The organism is Oryzicola mucosus (assembly GCF_014534685.1).
GTDB classification, from domain to species: Bacteria; Pseudomonadota; Alphaproteobacteria; order Rhizobiales; family Rhizobiaceae; genus Oryzicola; species Oryzicola mucosus.
In genome coordinates, this window is the sequence record NZ_JACVVX010000002.1 from 359826 (window position 1) to 377923 (window position 18098).

General features: G+C 64.7%; 10 protein-coding genes. 6 read left to right on the forward strand and 4 right to left on the reverse strand.

All coding sequences use genetic code 11. The features are described 5' to 3' along the window. Nucleotides 1–8 precede the first annotated feature (8 nt). The 3 genes from ICI42_RS08225 to ICI42_RS08235 are packed head-to-tail and all read right to left on the reverse strand — an operon-like array spanning nucleotide 9 to nucleotide 3248. Entirely contained in the window at nucleotides 9–1004 is a 996-nt protein-coding gene (locus ICI42_RS08225) for an ABC transporter permease (protein WP_188164069.1), read from the reverse strand. Nucleotide 1005: 1 nt separating this feature from the next. Next, nucleotides 1006–2559: a sugar ABC transporter ATP-binding protein gene (locus ICI42_RS08230; RefSeq protein ID WP_188164070.1), complete on the reverse strand. Its 1554-nt coding sequence runs from the start codon at nucleotides 2557–2559 to the stop codon at nucleotides 1006–1008. Continuing rightward, nucleotides 2556–3248 (reverse strand): GntR family transcriptional regulator, encoded by a 693-nt coding sequence (locus tag ICI42_RS08235; protein WP_188164464.1) that lies wholly within the window; start codon nucleotides 3246–3248, stop codon nucleotides 2556–2558. Before ICI42_RS08235 ends, ICI42_RS08230 begins: the two co-directional genes overlap by 4 nt. Nucleotides 3249–3451: 203 nt before the next feature. Here ICI42_RS08235 and ICI42_RS08240 point away from each other — a divergent pair, with 203 nt between their 5' ends. Genes ICI42_RS08240 through ICI42_RS08250 form a run of 3 tightly spaced genes read left to right on the forward strand, consistent with a single transcriptional unit; the run spans nucleotide 3452 to nucleotide 6993 of the window. Beyond that, on the forward strand, nucleotides 3452–4651 hold the full coding sequence (locus ICI42_RS08240) for an iron-containing alcohol dehydrogenase (protein ID WP_188164071.1): 1200 nt from the start codon (nucleotides 3452–3454) through the stop codon (nucleotides 4649–4651). Nucleotides 4652–4672: 21 nt separating this feature from the next. Further along, nucleotides 4673–6136 carry an NAD-dependent succinate-semialdehyde dehydrogenase gene (locus ICI42_RS08245; RefSeq protein ID WP_188164072.1) on the forward strand — a complete coding sequence of 488 codons (1464 nt, stop codon included), beginning with the start codon at nucleotides 4673–4675 and terminating at the stop codon, nucleotides 6134–6136. Between the two features lie 17 nt (nucleotides 6137–6153). Further along, nucleotides 6154–6993: an alpha/beta hydrolase gene (locus ICI42_RS08250; RefSeq protein ID WP_188164073.1), complete on the forward strand. Its 840-nt coding sequence runs from the start codon at nucleotides 6154–6156 to the stop codon at nucleotides 6991–6993. Nucleotides 6994–7024: 31 nt separating this feature from the next. Here the strand turns inward: ICI42_RS08250 and ICI42_RS08255 are convergent, their stop codons facing one another. After that, complete coding sequence (locus ICI42_RS08255; protein WP_188164074.1) at nucleotides 7025–7162, reverse strand: hypothetical protein; 138 nt, start codon at nucleotides 7160–7162, stop codon at nucleotides 7025–7027. A gap of 455 nt (nucleotides 7163–7617) precedes the next feature. Here ICI42_RS08255 and ICI42_RS08260 point away from each other — a divergent pair, with 455 nt between their 5' ends. From ICI42_RS08260 to ICI42_RS08270, 3 genes are read left to right on the forward strand one after another with little or no spacing between them, the layout of a single operon-like run. After that, nucleotides 7618–10923 (forward strand): DUF6603 domain-containing protein, encoded by a 3306-nt coding sequence (locus tag ICI42_RS08260; RefSeq protein ID WP_188164075.1) that lies wholly within the window; start codon nucleotides 7618–7620, stop codon nucleotides 10921–10923. 2 nt (nucleotides 10924–10925) lie between these two features. Next, nucleotides 10926–13595: a hypothetical protein gene (locus tag ICI42_RS08265; RefSeq protein WP_188164076.1), complete on the forward strand. Its 2670-nt coding sequence runs from the start codon at nucleotides 10926–10928 to the stop codon at nucleotides 13593–13595. Next, nucleotides 13592–18094, forward strand: a complete 4503-nt coding sequence (locus ICI42_RS08270) for a hypothetical protein (RefSeq protein ID WP_188164077.1) — start codon at nucleotides 13592–13594, stop codon at nucleotides 18092–18094. The genes ICI42_RS08265 and ICI42_RS08270 overlap by 4 nt, the downstream gene beginning before the upstream one ends. The last annotated feature ends 4 nt before the right edge of the window (nucleotides 18095–18098 follow it).

An 18098-nucleotide genomic window follows, 5' to 3' on the forward strand; every position in this document is an offset into this window, starting at 1 on the left:
TGCTGTATTCAGCGGTTGGCAGTAAAACGATGCGCCAGCATGGCGATGATGATGATTGCGCCTTGCACGGCGGCGACCAGATATTCCGAGACCATGTCCGACAGGACCATGACGTTGGCGATCACCTCGAGGATGAGCGCGCCTGCCACCGTGCCGCCGATGCGGCCCCTGCCGCCGCGCAGCAGCGTTCCGCCGATCACCACGGCGGTGATGACCTGCAGTTCCCAGAGCTGTCCGGTGGTGGGGGTGGCGGCGCCGAGCCGGGGCACGTAGCAGATGGCTGCGACGGCGACGCAAAAGCCCTGGATGACATAGGCTATGGTCCGGACCTTGGCGACGTTGACGCCGGAAAAGCGGGCGACCTCGACATTGGAACCCGCCGATGTCAGGCGGCGGCCGTATTTCGTCTTGTAGAGCAGGAACGCGCCCACCATGACGACGGCGAAGGTGATGAGAACCGGGTAGGGCACGCCGAGGAAATTGCCGAAATAGACCGGGCGGTAGGCTTCCCGCAGGCTGCGATCGATCGACAGCGAGCCGCCATCGGTCATGAAGGTGATGAAGGCGCGGAATATGCCCATCGTGCCGAGCGTGACGATAAACGGCTCGATCCGCCCCATGGTCACGATGAGGCCGTTGAACAGTCCGCAGAGCGAGCCGACGATCAGCGCTACGCCCGCGCCCATCGGGATGGCCCAAGGTCCGAAGGCCGGCGCCAGATAGTTCATCGCCATGATCATGATGCCGGTGATGAATGCCATCATCGAGCCGACCGACAGGTCCAGCCCGCCGGAAGAGATGACGAAGGTCGCGCCGACGCCAATGATGGCGATGAAGGCGCTGCGCGTGATCACGTTGAGAAGGTTCGCCGACGAGACGAAGTTGGAATTGACCAGCGCGCCGAACAGAACGATCAGGGCGAGCGCGATGAACGGCGCCAGGTCTGCCCAACGAATGCGGCTTTCCTCGCCGGCAGGCGCGATGGTTGTTGTCGCTAAGCTCATGTCAATGGTTCTCCGCGCTTCCATATCCGCCCGTCGTGGCGGCATAGACGACGTTTTCCTCGTTGATGTCCTCGCCGCGAAGCTCCGCGACGATCTCCCCGCCGCGCATGACGATGACGCGGTCGGCGAGGCCCACGAGCTCGGACATTTCCGACGAGATGACGATGCAGGCCTTGCCCGACCGCACCATGGCGTCGATGAAGTCGTAAATCTGGCTCTTGTTGCCGATGTCGATGCCGCGTGTCGGCTCGTCGATGATGATGACCGAGGGATCGGACAGCATCACCTTGGCAAGCAGCAGCTTCTGCTGGTTTCCGCCTGAAAGCTGGCCGGCTTCGAGCCGCAGCGAACGCACGCGGATATCGTAGTCCTCAACCGCCTTCTCGAGGCGGGCGGTTTCCCCGCGCCTGTCGAGCACGACGCCCGGATTGGTCGAATCCAGGGCCTGCAAGGTGAGGTTGGGGGCGAGCCTCTGCTCCAGAAGCAGTCCCTTACCCTTGCGGTCTTCGGTCAGGTAGACGAGGCCGGCATCCATCAGGGCGCCGACGGACCGGTTCGTGATCTCCTTGCCTTGCAGGACGACGCGTTCCGCCTGCGACGGACGAAGACCCATCAGCCCTTCGATTGCCTCGGTGCGTCCCGCGCCGATCATGCCGCCGATGCCGAGAACCTCTCCGGGGCTGACGCTGAACGAGACCTTTGTCTCGGCATGGTCGACCGACAGATTGGTAACCGACAGGATGGGGGCTGCCGTTGTGGGCGGCCGCTTGTGCGGGTAGAGCATCTCGAGCTTCCGCCCCACCATGAGTTCGGCCATCTCGCGCTGGTTGAGGCTCGCGCCCGGCCAGGTGCCGATCATGCGGCCGTCGCGCAGCACCGTGATGCGGTCGGCAAGCGCCTGCACCTCGTCGAGACGATGCGAGATGTACAGGACGGCGACGCCATGATCGCGAAGGCTGCGCACGATATCGAGCAGCGCCGCGACCTCGTCATTGGCTAGAACCGCGGTCGGCTCGTCCAGGATGACCACCTTGCGCTCTTCCAGGAGGGCGCGTGCGATCTGAACCAGTTGCCTCTGGGCCAGCGGCAGATCGCCGACCCGGTCGCGCGGCCGTGCGGTCGACCCGACCCGCGCCAGCAGTTCGGCGGCGCGACGGTTCATCGCCCTGTCGTCGACCATCAGGCCACGGCCGATTTCGCGGCCGAGAAAGAGGTTTTCCGCGACCGAAAGGTCGGCGGCGAGCAGGATTTCCTGATGAACCAGAACTATGCCGGCGTTTTCGGCCTCGACCGCATTGGCGAAGTCGACCGGCCCGCTTTCGAGGGCCAGTTGCCCGACCGTCGGTGCGACATAGCCCGACAAAAGCTTCATCAAGGTCGATTTGCCGGCGCCGTTCTCGCCGATGATGGCATGAACCTCGCCTGACAATACGTCCAGCGTGACGTCGGACAGGACGGTTATAGGGCCGTAGGCCTTGCCGAGACCTTCGGCGCGCAAGGCGACGACCGCCGCCTTGGCCTCCGGCAACCGGTAGCTGGACGCGACCGTGTTCATTCGAACGCCGAAAGCAGACGCTCGCTGGAGCGCTCGATATGCGTGAACATCGCCGCGTAAGCAGCGTCCGGATCGCCGGCGCGAAACGCGGTCAGCAGGTTTTCGTGTTCCTCGAGAGCTTCCTGGGTGACGCGGGTGTGGAACATCAGGCGGAAGATGTGCAGGTGGACATGCTGGTTGGACAGCGTGCTGCGGATCACTTCATTGCCGGCGATTTTCAAGATGTCGTCGTGGAAATGGGCGTCGGCACGGGCGAAGCGGGAATATCGGGTGTTGCGGTCGACCGGCGGCGCACCATTGCCCATGTCGGCGGCTGAATTTTCAAGCTGCTGCAGCGCCTCGGGAGTCATGTTGCGGGCGGCGAGCTTGGCTGCTTCAGGTTCGATAAGAAGACGGAAGGCGTAGAGGTCCTCGAATTGCTTGCGCGCCCACTGGGGAGCGGCACTGTAGCCTATCAAATGCTCCTTGCGGACGAGGCCTTCGCGTTCAAGCCGGCTCAGGGCTTCGCGCACGGGTGTCTGCGATACATTGAGTTCGCGGGCAAGCACGTCGATCGGAATGCGGGCGCCCGGCGCGATCTCCAGCGCCATCAGGCGGTGATAGATGCCGTCATAGACGCCATCCACGACGCTGCTGGGGCGGATATTCGCAATCCTGCTGTCCCGCTCCATCGCAACTGCCACTGTTATCCTCCTCAACCGCTTCTTGACATCTCGATGTTTGTTGCAAATAAGATATCGCATGTCAAATACAATATCCTATACGATCCGATATACGATCCCGTAAAATGTTGAGAGGCGGGCTGTCCCACTGCCGTGCAGCGGGAGGTGCGCCACTCAGTTCCGTTCTGTTTTCCACTCAAAAGGGCACGCGCCGCGCAAGGACTAAAGGCATGAACTTATTCGGGACAATCCGAGCACCGCGCGAAGTGCTGTTCGGCGGGGGTCAGCGCCATGCCCTGGGCGCGATAGCGGCAAAGCTCGGCCGCCGCGCGCTGGTCGTCACCGATGCACGCCTTGCCGCCGACGGCGATTTCCTCGCCATGATGGCGCAGCTCGAGCAGGCCGGCCTGTCGGTGCTGGTCGACAGCTCGACCATGCCGGACGTGCCGGTGGACTCGGCAATTCAAAGTGCTGAAAAGGCCGCGGGCTACGGCGCCGATCTGGTGATCGGCGTCGGCGGCGGCTCATGCCTCGACATGGCGAAATGCGTGGCCGTGCTGCTGTCGCATGGGGGCAGGCCGCAAGACTATTATGGCGAGCACAATGTGCCTGGGCCGGTCATGCCGCTGATCGCCATTCCCACCACGGCCGGTACGGGCTCCGAGGTTACCCCGGTGGCCGTTCTCTCCGATCAGGAAAGAAGTCTCAAGGTCGGCATTTCGAGCCCGTATATCATCCCGACCGTTGCCATTTGCGATCCCGAACTGACGCTGTCCTGCCCGGCGAGCTTGACGGCGATTGCCGGAGCCGATGCCTTGACGCATGCCATCGAAGCCTTCACCGCGACGCGACGCGAGCCCGTCCCGGGCATAAGCCAGGAGCGGGTCTTCGTCGGCAAGAACGAGCTTTCCGATCATTTTGCGCTGCGTTCCATCGCCCTGTTGTGGCAAAGCCTGGAGGCAGCATGCACGGATGGCGGCGATGCCGCCGCGCGTGAGCGGGTCATGCTCGGCGCAACCTTGGCGGGTCTGGCGTTCGGCGTGGCCGGCACGGCCGCCGCGCACGCCATACAATACCCGGTCGGTGCGTTGACCCATACCGCGCACGGCCTGGGAGTCGCCTGCCTGATGCCTTACGTCATGACCTGGAACGCCCCGGCCATCGCCGACGAATTGTCCCAGATTGCCGACGCCGCCGGACTTGATGGGCCAGACGAGGTCATCCCCTCGCTGAGCGGCTTGTTTGAGCGTATCGGTATTCCGCGCAGCCTGCGCGATCTCGGACTGTCCGAGGACCGGATCGGTTGGGTCGCGGAACAAAGCTGTGGGATATCCCGCCTGATTCAAAACAACCCGCGTCCGCTGACGCTGGATGACATGACCAACCTCTTAACCGCTGCCTATTCCGGCGACCGCGCCGCCCTGAACTGATCTGTCGAAGGACCTGCACATATGACATTCCATGCCAAGATGTCCGGCTATGCCGATCCCTCTCTCCATGCCCACGGCCTCTATATCGGCGGCGCGTGGAAAAAGGGGCAGGGCATTCCTGTTCTCGATCCGTCTACCGGCTCTGTGCTCGCCGAGGTGGCCGACGCGACGGTGGAAGACGCCATGCGCGCAGTGGATGCGGCGGAGGCGGCGGCCAGCGGATGGCGTGCCACGTCTCCGCGCCAGCGCTCGGAAATCCTGCGCCGCTGGTTCCAGCTCATGACGCAGCATGCCGAGGAACTCGCCACGCTCATTGCGCTCGAAAACGGCAAAGCCTTGCCCGACGCGCGCGGCGAAGTCGCCTATGCCGCAGAATTCTTCCGCTGGTATGCGGAGGAGGCGACGCGTATCCCCGGCGAATTCAGGCACACGCCGTCCGGTTCGCACAATATCCTCGTTGATCATGAGCCGATCGGCATCTCCGTCCTGATCACGCCATGGAATTTTCCCGCCGCCATGGCGACCCGCAAAATCGGCCCTGCGCTTGCCGCAGGCTGCACGGTCATCCTCAAGCCGGCATCCGAGACGCCGCTGACCGCCTATGCCATGGCGCGTCTGGGCGAAGAGGCGGGCGTGCCCGCGGGCGTCGTCAACGTGCTGACCACGACCAATCCCAGCGGGGTGACGAATGCCATGCTGGGCGATCCGCGTGTGCGCAAACTCTCCTTCACCGGCTCCACCGGCGTCGGCCGCACGCTGCTGGCCGAGGCCGCGAAGACGGTCGTCAGCTGTTCCATGGAGCTTGGCGGCAATGCGCCCTTCATCGTTTTCGACGACGCCGATCTCGAAGCGGCTCTCGATGGCGCGATGATCGCGAAGATGCGCAATGCGGGCGAGGCCTGCACCGCGGCCAACCGCTTCTACGTCCAGGCGGGCATCCACGACGCTTTCGTCGAAGGGCTGACGGCTCGCATGGCGGCTTTGAAGATCGGACCGGGCTACGATCCCGCGACGCAGTGCGGCCCGATGATCACGAAGAAAGCCGTCCAGAAGATCAACCAGCTCGTCATGGACGCGATGGAACTGGGCGCCAGCGCCACCACCGGCGGCGCGCCGCTTGCCGGAACCGGTTATTTCTATCCGCCAACCGTGCTCCAGAATGTGCCGGTGGATGCAGCCATTGCCCATGAGGAAATCTTCGGTCCGGTGGCGCCTGTCTACAAATTCGAATCCGAAGAAGACGCCATACGCATGGCCAACACCACCGAATACGGTCTCGCAGCCTACATCTATTCGCGCGACCTGAAACGCGCGATGCGGGTCGGCAAGGGGGTCGAGACCGGCATGCTGGGGATCAATCGCGGTCTGATGTCCGATCCGGCAGCACCCTTCGGCGGTGTCAAGCAGAGCGGTCTCGGTCGCGAGGGCGGAGTTACCGGTATCCTCGAATTCATGGAAGCCAAATACTACGCGGTCGAGTTTTAAGGCTGCCGGAGGACACCATGACAGGGCAGGATCCATATCTCATCCGCGATTTCGTCCCGGATTTCGATGCGCTGGCTGCGGAGTTCGCCAAACGCAGCCACGCGCTGTCCATGCGTGCGGAGATGCGGACGGATATCCCTTACGGCTCGCGCCCGCGCGAAACGCTGGATGTGATCCTGCCCGATCGGGCCAAAGGCGACCTGCCGATGCATGTCTTCATCCATGGCGGCTACTGGCGTTCGGGCGAAAAGGCGAACTACCGGTTCGTCGCTGCCCCCGTCCTGGCGGCTGGCGGGGTGGCGGCTTTCATCGAATACGACCTTATGCCCGGCCAACGGCTTTCGGGCCTGGTCGACCAGGCCCGACGCGCGGTGTGCTGGCTGCAGGCCCATGCGGCGGATTTCGGAGCCAGTCCGGAGCGGATCACAGTCAGCGGCCATTCGGCGGGCGCGCATCTGGCGTCCTATCTTGCTGCCACAGGCCCACAGGAGCTTTCTTCGCCGTCTCTGCCGGCCCTTCGCGGGCTGCTTCTCGTCAGCGGCATCTACGACCTGTCCGATATTCCCAACAGCTTCCTTCGCGATGAAGCCGAGATGACCGCGGCGGAAGCGGCGGCGTGGTCGCCATTGTCGTCGCAGCAACGTCCCGGCGTGCAACGGATCATTGCCTATGGCGGCGATGAAACCGCGCCGTTCCACGATCAAGCGCGCCGACTGCACGCAGTTTTGAAATCGAATGGAGAAGATGCCGAGCAGCTGTCCGCGCCCGGCCTCAACCATATGAGCGTTGTGCTCGATCTCGCGGACCCGAATGGAATTCTGGGACGACGCCTGACGGATCTGATTGTTTCCAGCTGAGCGCCGCCTGCGAGCGTGGCGCGGAAATGTCTTACTTGCGGTCGCGCCGTTTCGACTGGTGCGCGCCGGGATCGGTTGCCAGGTCGGACAGAAACACCAGCACAACGACGCCGATCACCGCGATGGCCAAAGCCGCGACAATCGTCAATATAACCGCAATCCAGAACATAGGCGCCCCCCAACGCGCGTACTATAAATGGCGCAAGGCCCCGATCAAGCTACCGTCACGCTCTAAGAGCCTTCGGGGCGCTGAGCGGGGCGGTTTCCCTTACGGTAATTGCGATGGACATGATAGGCAGTTGCGCGCATCATGGGCTTCAAATGCGCTCACCGACTGCTTGGGCAGGTCGCCGCTATTCCGCAGTGCCGCCGCTTTCAGGGCGTCGGCATTTGCCGACTATACGGCTGGTTCTGAGCGCGTAAAGTAACCTTGGGGAAGGTGGGGACGTCTACGAGGGACGCCCGAAATGGCTGATGCGAGCAGACCACGCCATGGCCGGCGCACCAGCCGGTCGTGGTTCGACGCGAGTGCTCAAACCCACATTGCTGCGGCACTGCGGGCGTGTTGCCGTGAGGTAGACGGTGTCGCTTCCCATCTGGCTGCGACAGGCTGGAGGGGCTGAGGTGGCATCCTTCATCGAAACGATCATCGGCTTCCTGAAGGACAATCTGCAGGGCAACCCGGCTGCCGGCGATCCGCTGCCGCCCGGCAAGCTCGCGGATATTCCGGGCATCATCGACAAGCTCACGCAAATCCAGCTCGGGACGGGCAGCAACGGACCGACCGATTGGCTCGAAACGATTAAATCGGCGGTGCAGGATGTGGAACTGCGCGACACGATCATCGTCCGCGCCTTGCAGTTGCGCGCACCCAGGGTGGCCGAAGCGCTTGTCATGGCGGGGTTGATCGAAGTCAGCTTCAGGGGAGGAGCCGAACCGCGCGCCTTCGCGTTCAACATCGCCTGGAACAAGCTCGACGCCTATATGTCCGATCCCGGTCAGGAAGTGCTGAACACGCTGTTTTCGGGTGTGCAGGACATCGACGACCTGAAAGTGGCGCAGGTCCTGGCGGGCAAGCTCCTGACCGCGCCGCGCGAACTGCTTCTGATGGAATATGCCGAGCAGGGATTTGCCGCCTTGCCGAACCCCGAACCGGCCGGCCCGGTGGACCTCATCGATCTCGTCGACAAACTGATCAATTCGCCGCTGGCCATTGCCTTGCCGTTCAGCCCGCCGCTGACCGGAGCGCAGCTGGAGGCGCTGGTGCAGGCGGCGCGGGCCAACCCCGCCGCCGATCGTCTCGCGCTGCTCGGACCGGACGTGCTCGGCGCAAACAGGCTGGACGGTTTCGGCGTCGAACTGCAGCTGAACGACCCGCAGGCGTTCGCGGCGAAAAAACTGGATCTCGGCGGCGGCTGGAAGCTCAGCGCCTCGACCACCGCGACCGCGGGCAAGACGTTCAAGCTGGTGCTGCAGAACGGCCGGATCGACCTTGCCGCAGCGCCGGGCGCGACCTTCGACGTCAAGCTCAGCCGCGTGCCCGCCGGCGGCAAGACGGTGGTCGGTCCCTCCGATGGGACGCGGATCGAGATCGGGCCGCTTGGGTTGGGCTTGCGTTTCGAGGCGGGCACGCAAGGGCCCAACCCAGTCGAGGATCGATATCTGTTTTCCGTACGGGCGTCGGCAGAGCAGATGTCGTTCGTGCTGGCGATGAAGGATCTGGGCGTCCTGGGCAAAATCCTGCCGCTGCCGGCCGAGGTGAAGCTCAGCGGCGATGTCGCCGTCAGCTATCGGCAGGGCAAGGGTTTCGAGGTCGATGGAGGCGCGGACGCCCCGATCTCGCTGGAGTTCCCCCTGCCGGTCGACCAGGGCCTCAGTTCAGTCGGGACGGGGATCAATCTCGACCATGTGGTAGCGCGACTGGAAGCGCGGCCTGCGGCGGACGGGCTGGAAAGCCGGGTCATGCTGCGGCTCGGCGCGCGCGGCGAACTTGGTCCGGTCAGCTTTTCCGTCGAGGGCCTGGGCGGATGGTTCGGCAAATGGGGCAATGACGCCTTCGGCTTCCTGCCGCCGACCGGCATTTCGCTGTCGTTGAATGCTGGGCCGGTGGAGGGGGGCGGTTTCCTTGCGGCGTTGGACGGAAACCAGTTTGCCGGCGGGCTGGACCTAAAGGTCATCGGCATCGGCATCGGCGTCGGCGCCTTCGCGCTTTTCGGCGAGGCGGAAGGCGCGCCCGCCTTCGTTGGCGTGCTGGGCATCCGCCTGCCGATGCCCGGCGTGCAGATCGGCTTCGGCTTTGCCGTTACAGGCGTGGGCGGCGTGGTCGGCGTCAACCGGCGCGCCGATACAGACGTGCTGCGCGAGCAGCTTGCCACGGGCACGAGCGCCACGATCCTGTTCTGCGACAACCCGTCGGGCAACGGGCTTGCCGTCATCGGCCAGTTGCCGCGACTGTTCCCGGCCGAAAAAGGCGTGTTCCTGATCGGGCCGACCTTCCAGATTTCCTGGCTCGGGCTTTTCAAGGTCGACGCCGGCCTGTTCATCGAATTGCCCGGACCGCGCCAGATTTTCGTGGCAGGGTCGGCTCGGCTTGTCATCGGCACGGAATCGGCTGCACTTGTCTATCTGCGTGCGGATTTCGTCGGCGGCGTCGATCTGGTGAAAAGCCTGATCTATTTCGACGCGGTGCTGGTGAACTCCCAGGTTCTGCAGGTCTTCAAGGTCACCGGTGGCGTCGCCCTGCGCATCGCCTATGGCGACAACGGCTATTTCCTGTTCAGCATCGGCGGCTTCCATCCCTCGTTCAATCCCGGCGGCCTTGAGGTGCCTGCGCTGGCCCGCGCCGGCACCAGCGCCTCGGTCTCGATCGCCTGGCTCAAACTGGAAAACTACTTCGCGCTGACCAGCAACACGTTCCAGATCGGCGCGGGCGTGGAGGCCGGCGTCAAGATCGGACCGATAGCGGCGCATGGCTGGTTCCGCTTCAACGCGCTGGCGCAGTTCGAGCCGTTCAAGTTCACCGCCGGCATCGATGCGGGCTTCGACGTCGAGGTCAAGGGCGTGTCGCTGTGCGGCGTCCGCGTGACCGGAACGATGAGCGGGCCGGGTCCGATCGTGGTCTACGCCAAGGCCTCGGTGAAGGTTCTCTTCGTCCGCATCACCAAGGATGTGACGGTGCGGTTCGGCAGCGAGGCCGGCAGCGGCATCCAGCCCATCACCGATGTGCTGAGTTTGATCGTTCCCGAACTGCAAAATCCCGACAACACACGCTGCGAGGGCGACGACCCCAGCGTGACGCTGAAGCCCGATGCGCCGACCGTGTTCAACGGCGCAGCGCTTGTGGGCGTCAAGGGAGCCGTGGTCTGGGAACAGAAGCGGGTGCCGTTCGGCGTCGATCTGCAACGCTTCGAGGGCGTGCCGGTGAAGCCGGGCGAGGGTGGCGCGCTGCACAGGCTGATGATCGAGAGCGACGACCCTGCGGTGACGCCGGAAAACGACTGGTTCGGCGTCGGCAGTTTCCTGGAGATGAAGGATTCCGAGGCGCTGAACAACGCCCGTTTCGTGCAGGCGCAGTCGGGGCTGCGGCTTGGCAGCGGGGCGATGAAAACGGGGCCTTCTCTGCCCTGCGAGGTGAAGATCGATCTGGTCAAGCTGCCCAAGCGCGTGCTGTTCCAGGATATCGGCCTTGTCGGAAGTTATGTCTCGCCAGCGCTTGCCAGCCTGCGCGGCGAGCGGAGCGGTACGGCGCGACCGGTGTCGGGCGGTCCGAGGTTGAGCGCGAGGCAGGAAGAATGGAGCGCCGTCGACAAGGCCGGCAACACCCTAGTGTCGCTGGGGTCCTCGATCCAGGCCTTTTCGGCTGCACGCAACGGCGGAGGCATCGCCCATCCCGCCGCTCTCGGCGCTGTCGATCTGCAGGGAGTGTTCTGACTATGGCGACGATGACCTTCCACAGTTGGCAGCGGCCGGCGCTGCTTGCGGATGCGACGGAAGATGGCGGGCGGTTGCGCGGAGCGATCCCCCTGCAGATTGACGATGTGGCCGATGCGCAAGGTCACACTGAAACATCGATCCCGGTCTATCTGCGATCCGCCGCCGATGTCGCCACGCTCAACCCATCCGCCATCCGCCATATGGCGCCGCGCCCCTCTACGGCGGATGCGGAGACCACCAAGCTCGTCCATCTCGATTTCCACGAAGCGGACCTGCCGTGGCGCTATAGCCCGAAAGCGTCGCCGCAAGGGGGCCAGACGACGCCATGGCTGGTTCTTCTGGTCGGGACCGAGGACGAACTGAACCTGCAGGGCGGCATCGTGGTACCCGGAGCGGGCGTCCTGCAGGCGCATAATCTCGCCCATGCCCATCGCTGGGCTCATGTGCATGACGAGAACGGCATGCGATTTTCACGGCTGCTGTCGCCGCGCATCCTGGCGCCGTTGCGCGGCCATGTCGCCGCTCTGGTCCCGGCCTTCGACGCCAACGGGCAGTTCTGCTGGAATGGCGGCGCGCTGACCGGCAGCCATTTGCCGGTGTTTTACAGCTGGCGGTTCCGGACCGGCGAGGCGGGCGATTTCGAGACGCTGGCGGCTGCCCTTCGGGTGCGCAAGGCGGGCAGCCTGGGCATGGCCGATATCCGCTATCGCCGACCTTTGACCGATCTGGACGAAACGCTTCGGGCAGGCGGTGCGATCACCTCGCTGCAGGCTCTGCCGGACCAGAGCGAGGCAGTCGGAAAGGTCAGGGCCGATCTCGACAGGCTCAACGATCGGGTCGAGGACGAGATTCCCGATGTAATACCCCAGCCGCCGGAGCGTGAGATCATGCAGCTTCCGCGCTATGGCGGCTTGTGGCTGGACGATGTCGACGCGGTGCGCTGGTCGAAGTCGATGAATGACGACCCGCGCAACCGGGGTATCGGCGGGTTGGGCGTCCGGATGGGCGTGGTCGAACAGGAACCGCTGATGGCGGCCGCCGTGGAACAGGCCGGCGCATTGCAGGATATCGGCCAGCGCATCTCGTTCCTGGCCGCCGGGCTGGGCCTTTCCGGCCGGCTGTGGAACCGGCGCCTGCCGGACAGCGCCGAACAGCGTCTGCAACTCTTCGGTCCGGCGATGGGCCGCATGATGAGCAGCGATGGGCAAGGCGTGCTGGATCGCGTCACCGGACCTGACAGCGTGCTGCAACGCAGCCTGTTTTCGAGTGCCGCAATGCGGCTGACGCGCGCGGGATCCGGCCGCTCGCGCTTCGCCGCTGGCGGGAAGGTCGATCGTCGCAAGATTATGCAGCTGGCCAACCAGCCGATAGAGCCGCAGCAAGCGAATGCGGAGGGCATCATCCACGCCGATGGGCTCGCCGAGCAGTTCGGCATCAAGCCGCTGGGCGATGCCTTGGGTCTCGACGAGATCGACAAGGTCATCGAAGAGCTGTTCGCGAAGTTCGAAGGGGCACCCGTCAACAACGACAGTGTAGGGACGTTCATCGAAAGGACGGCCGAGCTTCTCGGCCTGCGCTGCTACGACCGGATGGGCGTGTATTTCGGGGAACTTTCGCCGCAGCCCGACTTTTTCGAACGCGAGATGATGATCGGCGCGATCAATGCCTGTCGTGCCAGCGCGCTCGACGAACTGGCCATCAAGTACGGCATCGACCAGTTGCTGCCGGGCTACGATCCGCCCGACCGCCGCCGACCGATCAATCTCGATGCGCTCGACGCGGCGGTGACCGGATCCATCGACCCAACGGTCGCGCGTCCGCCGGCCTGGGTGCGCGTGGAAAGCACGATCGACGGCATCAAGCTGGTTTCGCTCGCGCCTCCGGAAGCGCCGATCGGGCTGGACTATCCGACCTGGACGATGCTGAAGCGCCACGACAAGGAATGGCTGCTGCCCGGCGCAAACGCGGTGCTGCCGGATTCGGTGATCGCGCTGAGAACCAATCCGGCTTTCGTCGATGCGTTTCTGCTGGGGCTGAACACCCAGTTCCTGGCGGAAATGCGCTGGCGCAACCTGCCCGCGCCGCGCGTCAGCACGCCGCTCAGGATGTTCTGGGGCTATGTCGATCATGACGAGGGCAAGCGTGCGCCCGACATTCAGCCTTTCGACCGCTGGCTTTCCAAACCCGTGGGGGCCGCCGATGCCGACGATCTCGGGCACCGCTCGCATCAGGTGTTCGAGTTCGCCGCGACGTCGGGCGAGGGCAATCTGGTGATCGCCTTCCGTACGGCGCTGTTCCGGCGATATCCCTCCACGCTGGTCTATCTGGTGCGCACGCCGGCGGGCGGCGAGGCCGCTCTGGACGCCTTGCTGACCACGCAGCCGCAGTTCCGGCAGGCGACGGGAATGCCGGACACGCGCGACTATATCGGCCCGATCTTCCAGGGCGAGATCATGCCGGACCTCGTGTTTTTCGTCTTCGACGTCGAGCCCGAGGCGCTGGACAAATACTGGCTCGTTCTGGACGAACCGCCCGCAGAGTTGCGCTTCCGCAACGACAAGTCGCTGAACTGGAACAATGCAGCGGAGTTCGCCGTCAAGACCATCGACAAGCCGACGCGCGTGGCCATCAGCGGCACCGCTCTCGAAACGCTGGGCGAAGCGCCATGATGAGCTTTCGATATCGCGATCTCAGGCAGGCATTGGTGGCGAAGGCCATCGCACAGCTTGGTGATTTGAGCAAACCTGGAAAGCTGTCGGAGAAATTGCCCAAGGGCGGTTTTGGGCAGCGGTTTCCCGATCTGGCCGCCCGTGCCGCTCTTTCGGCCCTGCGCAAGGAGGACAAAGGGCTGAAGGGCGACCGCTATGAGGCGAGCGACGGCTTTGTCGCGCTTCTGGCAGCGGACTGGATCGTGCGCCACCGGCTGGGGCTTGCGGCAGCCGCGGCGAACGATGTCGCGTTCACCGTGCTGAAGCAAAAACCGCTGGTTTCCGGGGTAGCGCTGCAACGCTTGTTGCTACGGCCGGCCCAGCCAAGCGCTGCGTTTTTCGCAAGGGTGGTGAAAGCGGTCGGCGACGAGGCCGCGGCCGAACTTGCCGGCATCGCGCTGGGCGAATGGGTCAGGACCGAGCCGCAGCTTCGCAACTATCCGCTGCGCGATGTCGGGGTGATGCTGCCGTTGCGGCTTGAGACGGTGTTCAAGCAGACGGAAGGCGGCTGGCGCCTGCTGCTGCGCGTCACGCCGGATGAGCCTTCGATCCTTCGCGACAACAAGCAGGTCAGCGCGGTGGAGGCGGACCTGCTCGGCGAATTCTGGGCGCGTTCGACGGCGATGGACATGTCAGGCAATCCGCCGGCGGTGCAGTGGCTGGATGACGATCACGGCGCAATTGCCTGGCGGGAGCTTTGCGACGCGATAGGCGCACCGCGCGCCGCCTGGCTTGTCGCCGAATTCCCGCCGGTGCTGACGGAGGGTGTTTTCGTATGCGCCGTGCCGCCCGACCGGATAGGTGAAAGCACCGAGTCCAGGGTTTCGGGCCTGCCGCCGGAGCTGATCGTCACCGCCTTCGACAAGGCAGGCGACCGATACGATCTGGCGGTGCTCAAGCCGCAGCAGGACGGCATCGACCTGTCGCTGCCGACAGAGGCGGGCGACAAGGCGAACTGGCTGACCGATTGGGATGCTGCCAAAAGCGTGGGGCTGGGCGTCGAGGCTGACCTGCCGGACGGGTTGGGGCCTGACACTATGCTGTCGCTCTATGTCTATGGGCTCGGGGATGAGAAGGCCGGGGCGCATTTTTCAGCACAGGCACAATCGGGCGTGATGGGCATCCTGAAGCCGGGAGTGCCGACCAACACCGTTGAAGGTGGGCAGGCGGCCGACCTGGGCAAGGATGTCGACGCCTGGCGAGGGATTGCTTCGCTGCGCATGCAGGATGTTCGGCAGGCCGGCACGGAAGCCATGGCGGAGGCATTGTGCGGAGACGGCAAGGCTGTCGACGCCATACCGGGCGGCAACCATACGACGGAGGAAAGCCGCCGCCTCGTCCAGGTTTTGTGGCCGGCGCTCTGGGGTCATGGACTGCGCGACGTGTGGACCCTGCGCGACCGCGCGCATGAGTTGTGGGACTGGGCGAACCAGTGGCTCGCGCCGGAAGGTCCGCTGCCGCCGTTGCGGTTCGACGCGCAGCCTTACGGGGTGCTGCCTGTGGTGTCTCTCAACCGGATCAAGAGCGACGGCAGCTTTGTTTCATCAGCCGAGGAACGCATCGTGCAAGGGGTGCTGCATCTTCTGCCGCAATGGGAACAAGCGACGCAAACGCGCGGCACTGTGGTGGAGGCCGATGAAGAAAGGCTGCTCGATCTTCTCGCGCGTACAGGCGTGAGCTCCAATTACGACTACCGAACCTATGTGTCGGCGGAAATCCTGGCACAGTTCTACAACCAGGTGCCCTATGGCGAATTCATGGATGCCGCCATGAAGGTCTGGTCGCCGGCCATCGACATGCTCGGCGAGAAGCCGGCCAAGCCCTATATCGGCGTCTGGAACGCGCGACCGCTGCATCTGCCGCTGATCGGTGCCGAGCGTATGCCTGCCGAACCGCTCAAAGATGCGTTCGAGCGGCTTTACCGGGATGTGCGGACCAACCACTTCGCCGACGCCTTCTTCATGAACGAGAAGCGGGCGCCTATCATTCCCGACAGCCTGCTGATCCGGCTGATGATCTGGTCGGGCGTGCTCGCCAAGGCCTGGTACAACCAGTCTGTCGATGGCCCTGACGGGTTGCTGATCAATCCAGACGGCTGGAATGCGCAGAGCGTCGTTTCGGTGGAAGCGGAGCAGAAGAACTTCCAGTTCCATTTCGAGCAGGGAGCGGGCGCCGAGCCCGCAGCCGGACTGGTCAAGGATCATTTCTACCGGCTGCTCGATCTGGCCGGAGATCTTGGCCAGTACCGCGAGGAGATGAAGGATCCCGAGAACCCCGGCATCCCCTATTCGCGCATGACCATCCCCGAGGAGCGCAAGGCGGAACTGGAAAGGGCGTTTCGCGCCACGCTGGACACTGCCTCGCACCGGATCGATCCCTGGGCCACCGGCGTGGCGATGTCGCGTCTTGCCGAACAGGCGGGAAGCGGCAAGGCCAACCATCGTCTCGGTGCCTATGGCTGGCTGGAGGGTCCGTTCCTCGGCAAGCTGGGCCCGAATGCGTCGGGCAGGCTGCACGCCCCGTCCTACGACCAGGCGCTGACCAGCATCATCCTGCGCGACAAATATCTCGCCGATATGGACCAGCCGGGCGAGAACAAGTGGAGTACCATGCTGGATTCCGCCTCCGTCCGCGTCGCGCTTGGGTTCGCACGGGACATCCGCAGCGGCTTCCACATCTTCGAAGTGCTCGGGCGGCGCGTCGAGGAAATCGTCGAGGGGCGAGACCAAATCCTGCGCCTGCGCGACGTGAAGCCGATGCGGCCGGAGCGGCCCGACCGGCGCGATGTCTGCCAAGGGCTGCAAGCGCTGGCTGGACTGCTCGACGGCAGCGTGACCGATGTATTGTCGGTCGATGCGGCCAGGAACGCCGAGCAGATCGAGCGGTTGCGGGCGCTGGACGCCGGGCTGGACGCCTTCGCCGACCTGCTGGTGGCGGAGGGCGTGTACAATGTCGTCGGAGGGCAGGCTGCCCTTGCCGCCGATCCCATGGACGCCGCCGCAGGCTTTGCCCGCCCGCCGGAGTTCGACGTGGTGAGCACGCCGCCCTCCGGCTACCGCCTTACCACCAGCACGGTGGCGGTCATGCCCTATGTGAGCGCGAAGATATCCGGTTCGCCGCTCGAGCAGGCCGATGCGTCGCTGGCGGCCTTTCTGGCCGAAACATTCGGCGCACTGCCGCTTTGGAATTTCCATGCCGAGTGGCCTGAGGGCGGAGCGCAGCAGAGCGCTGAGGTGGCGCTCGGTGTCTTTGGGCTGACGCCGCTCGAAGCTGCGCTGGTGCCAGAGGATTTTCTGGCGGAGATGGTGCGCGACCGGCTCGGGCAACCGACCGCTGCTGTGGCGCAGCCGCAAGGGCACCGGCTGATGCGGCAGATGGCCGGCGCTTTCGGAACTCAACCCGCGCTTGCCGACGACATTTCGGCCGTGCGCGGCGAAGCGGCGGATCAGGCGATCGACGGGCTTATCCAAGAGGACATGCTCAAGCGCTATCTCGTTCTCAATGAGGCTATTTCCAAGCTATCCGACACCGGAGCGGGCGGCGACGCGGCGGCGAAGGTCGTCTTCCTGAGGACGGCCTTGTGCTGGGGCGTGGTCGGTTCGCCGGAACCTGCTTCGCGCAAGGCGCTGATCGGCGCGCTGTTCAAGGATGAGATGCCTGAGGACGCCGTCCTCGACGCCTTGGTGGAGGCCGCTGTCTCCGGCCTCAAGGCGCGTTTGAAGGCGGCACCCGATCCGGCCGATCCGAAGACCGCGAGCCTTTCGGCGGCAGCGCTGGCGCGTGCCATCGGCGATCTGACGGTACCTGGAGGACGGCTTTCCGTCACCGCGCACTGGACGGTGGCTCAGTTCAAGGACCGCACCGGCCTGCGCGATGCGGAGGAACCGACGCTGGATACCGAATGGCTTCCGGTGGTGGCACCTTTGCGTCCGGCGCTGGCGCGCATCGAAGCGGTTCAGCTCGAAGGCGGATTGCTCGGGACATTTCCGCCGCTGAAGGCATGGAGCGCAGCACCCGCCGGCGATCCCTGGCGGCTGCAGATGGTCGAGGCCAACAGCGACGCGCGGAACCTCGACCTGACGCAACTGGATATGAGCCGGCTGGTGCATGCCTATGGCGGGCCGGACGCGTTCGAGGACGAGAGCGTGGCGGTGGCGCTGATCGACCAGTTCAGCGAAGGTGTGCCGATGCCGCGCCGCACGACCTTTGCCGCCTTCGGCTTCAATGCGCCGGCCTCGCGGGCGCCGCAGGCGATCCTTTTGGCCGCGCCGCCGAGAAGCGACAAGCGGCTGGAAAACGACGACGTGCTCGACATCCTGATCCAGACGCGACAACTCGCGCATGCGCGTGCGGCCAGACCGGAACACGGCGCGGCCCATCCGGTGATGCCGGCCATGTGGTTCCAAGCTTCGGGACCGTTCAGGGTGCGGCTCGACACCGGCACGCAATATACGAGGTAACGGC

Excerpts from the sequence above, each read along its gene's own strand:
- ICI42_RS08265 (WP_188164076.1), top strand. The coding sequence starts at position 10,926 with ATGGCGACGATGACCTTCCACAGTTGGCAGCGGCCGGCGCTGCTTGCG.
- ICI42_RS08240 (WP_188164071.1), top strand. The coding sequence starts at position 3,452 with ATGAACTTATTCGGGACAATCCGAGCACCGCGCGAAGTGCTGTTCGGC.
- ICI42_RS08225 (WP_188164069.1), bottom strand. The coding sequence starts at position 1,004 with ATGAGCTTAGCGACAACAACCATCGCGCCTGCCGGCGAGGAAAGCCGC.
- ICI42_RS08250 (WP_188164073.1), top strand. The coding sequence starts at position 6,154 with ATGACAGGGCAGGATCCATATCTCATCCGCGATTTCGTCCCGGATTTC.
- ICI42_RS08230 (WP_188164070.1), bottom strand. The coding sequence starts at position 2,559 with ATGAACACGGTCGCGTCCAGCTACCGGTTGCCGGAGGCCAAGGCGGCG.
- ICI42_RS08245 (WP_188164072.1), top strand. The coding sequence starts at position 4,673 with ATGACATTCCATGCCAAGATGTCCGGCTATGCCGATCCCTCTCTCCAT.
- ICI42_RS08255 (WP_188164074.1), bottom strand. The coding sequence starts at position 7,162 with ATGTTCTGGATTGCGGTTATATTGACGATTGTCGCGGCTTTGGCCATC.
- ICI42_RS08270 (WP_188164077.1), top strand. The coding sequence starts at position 13,592 with ATGATGAGCTTTCGATATCGCGATCTCAGGCAGGCATTGGTGGCGAAG.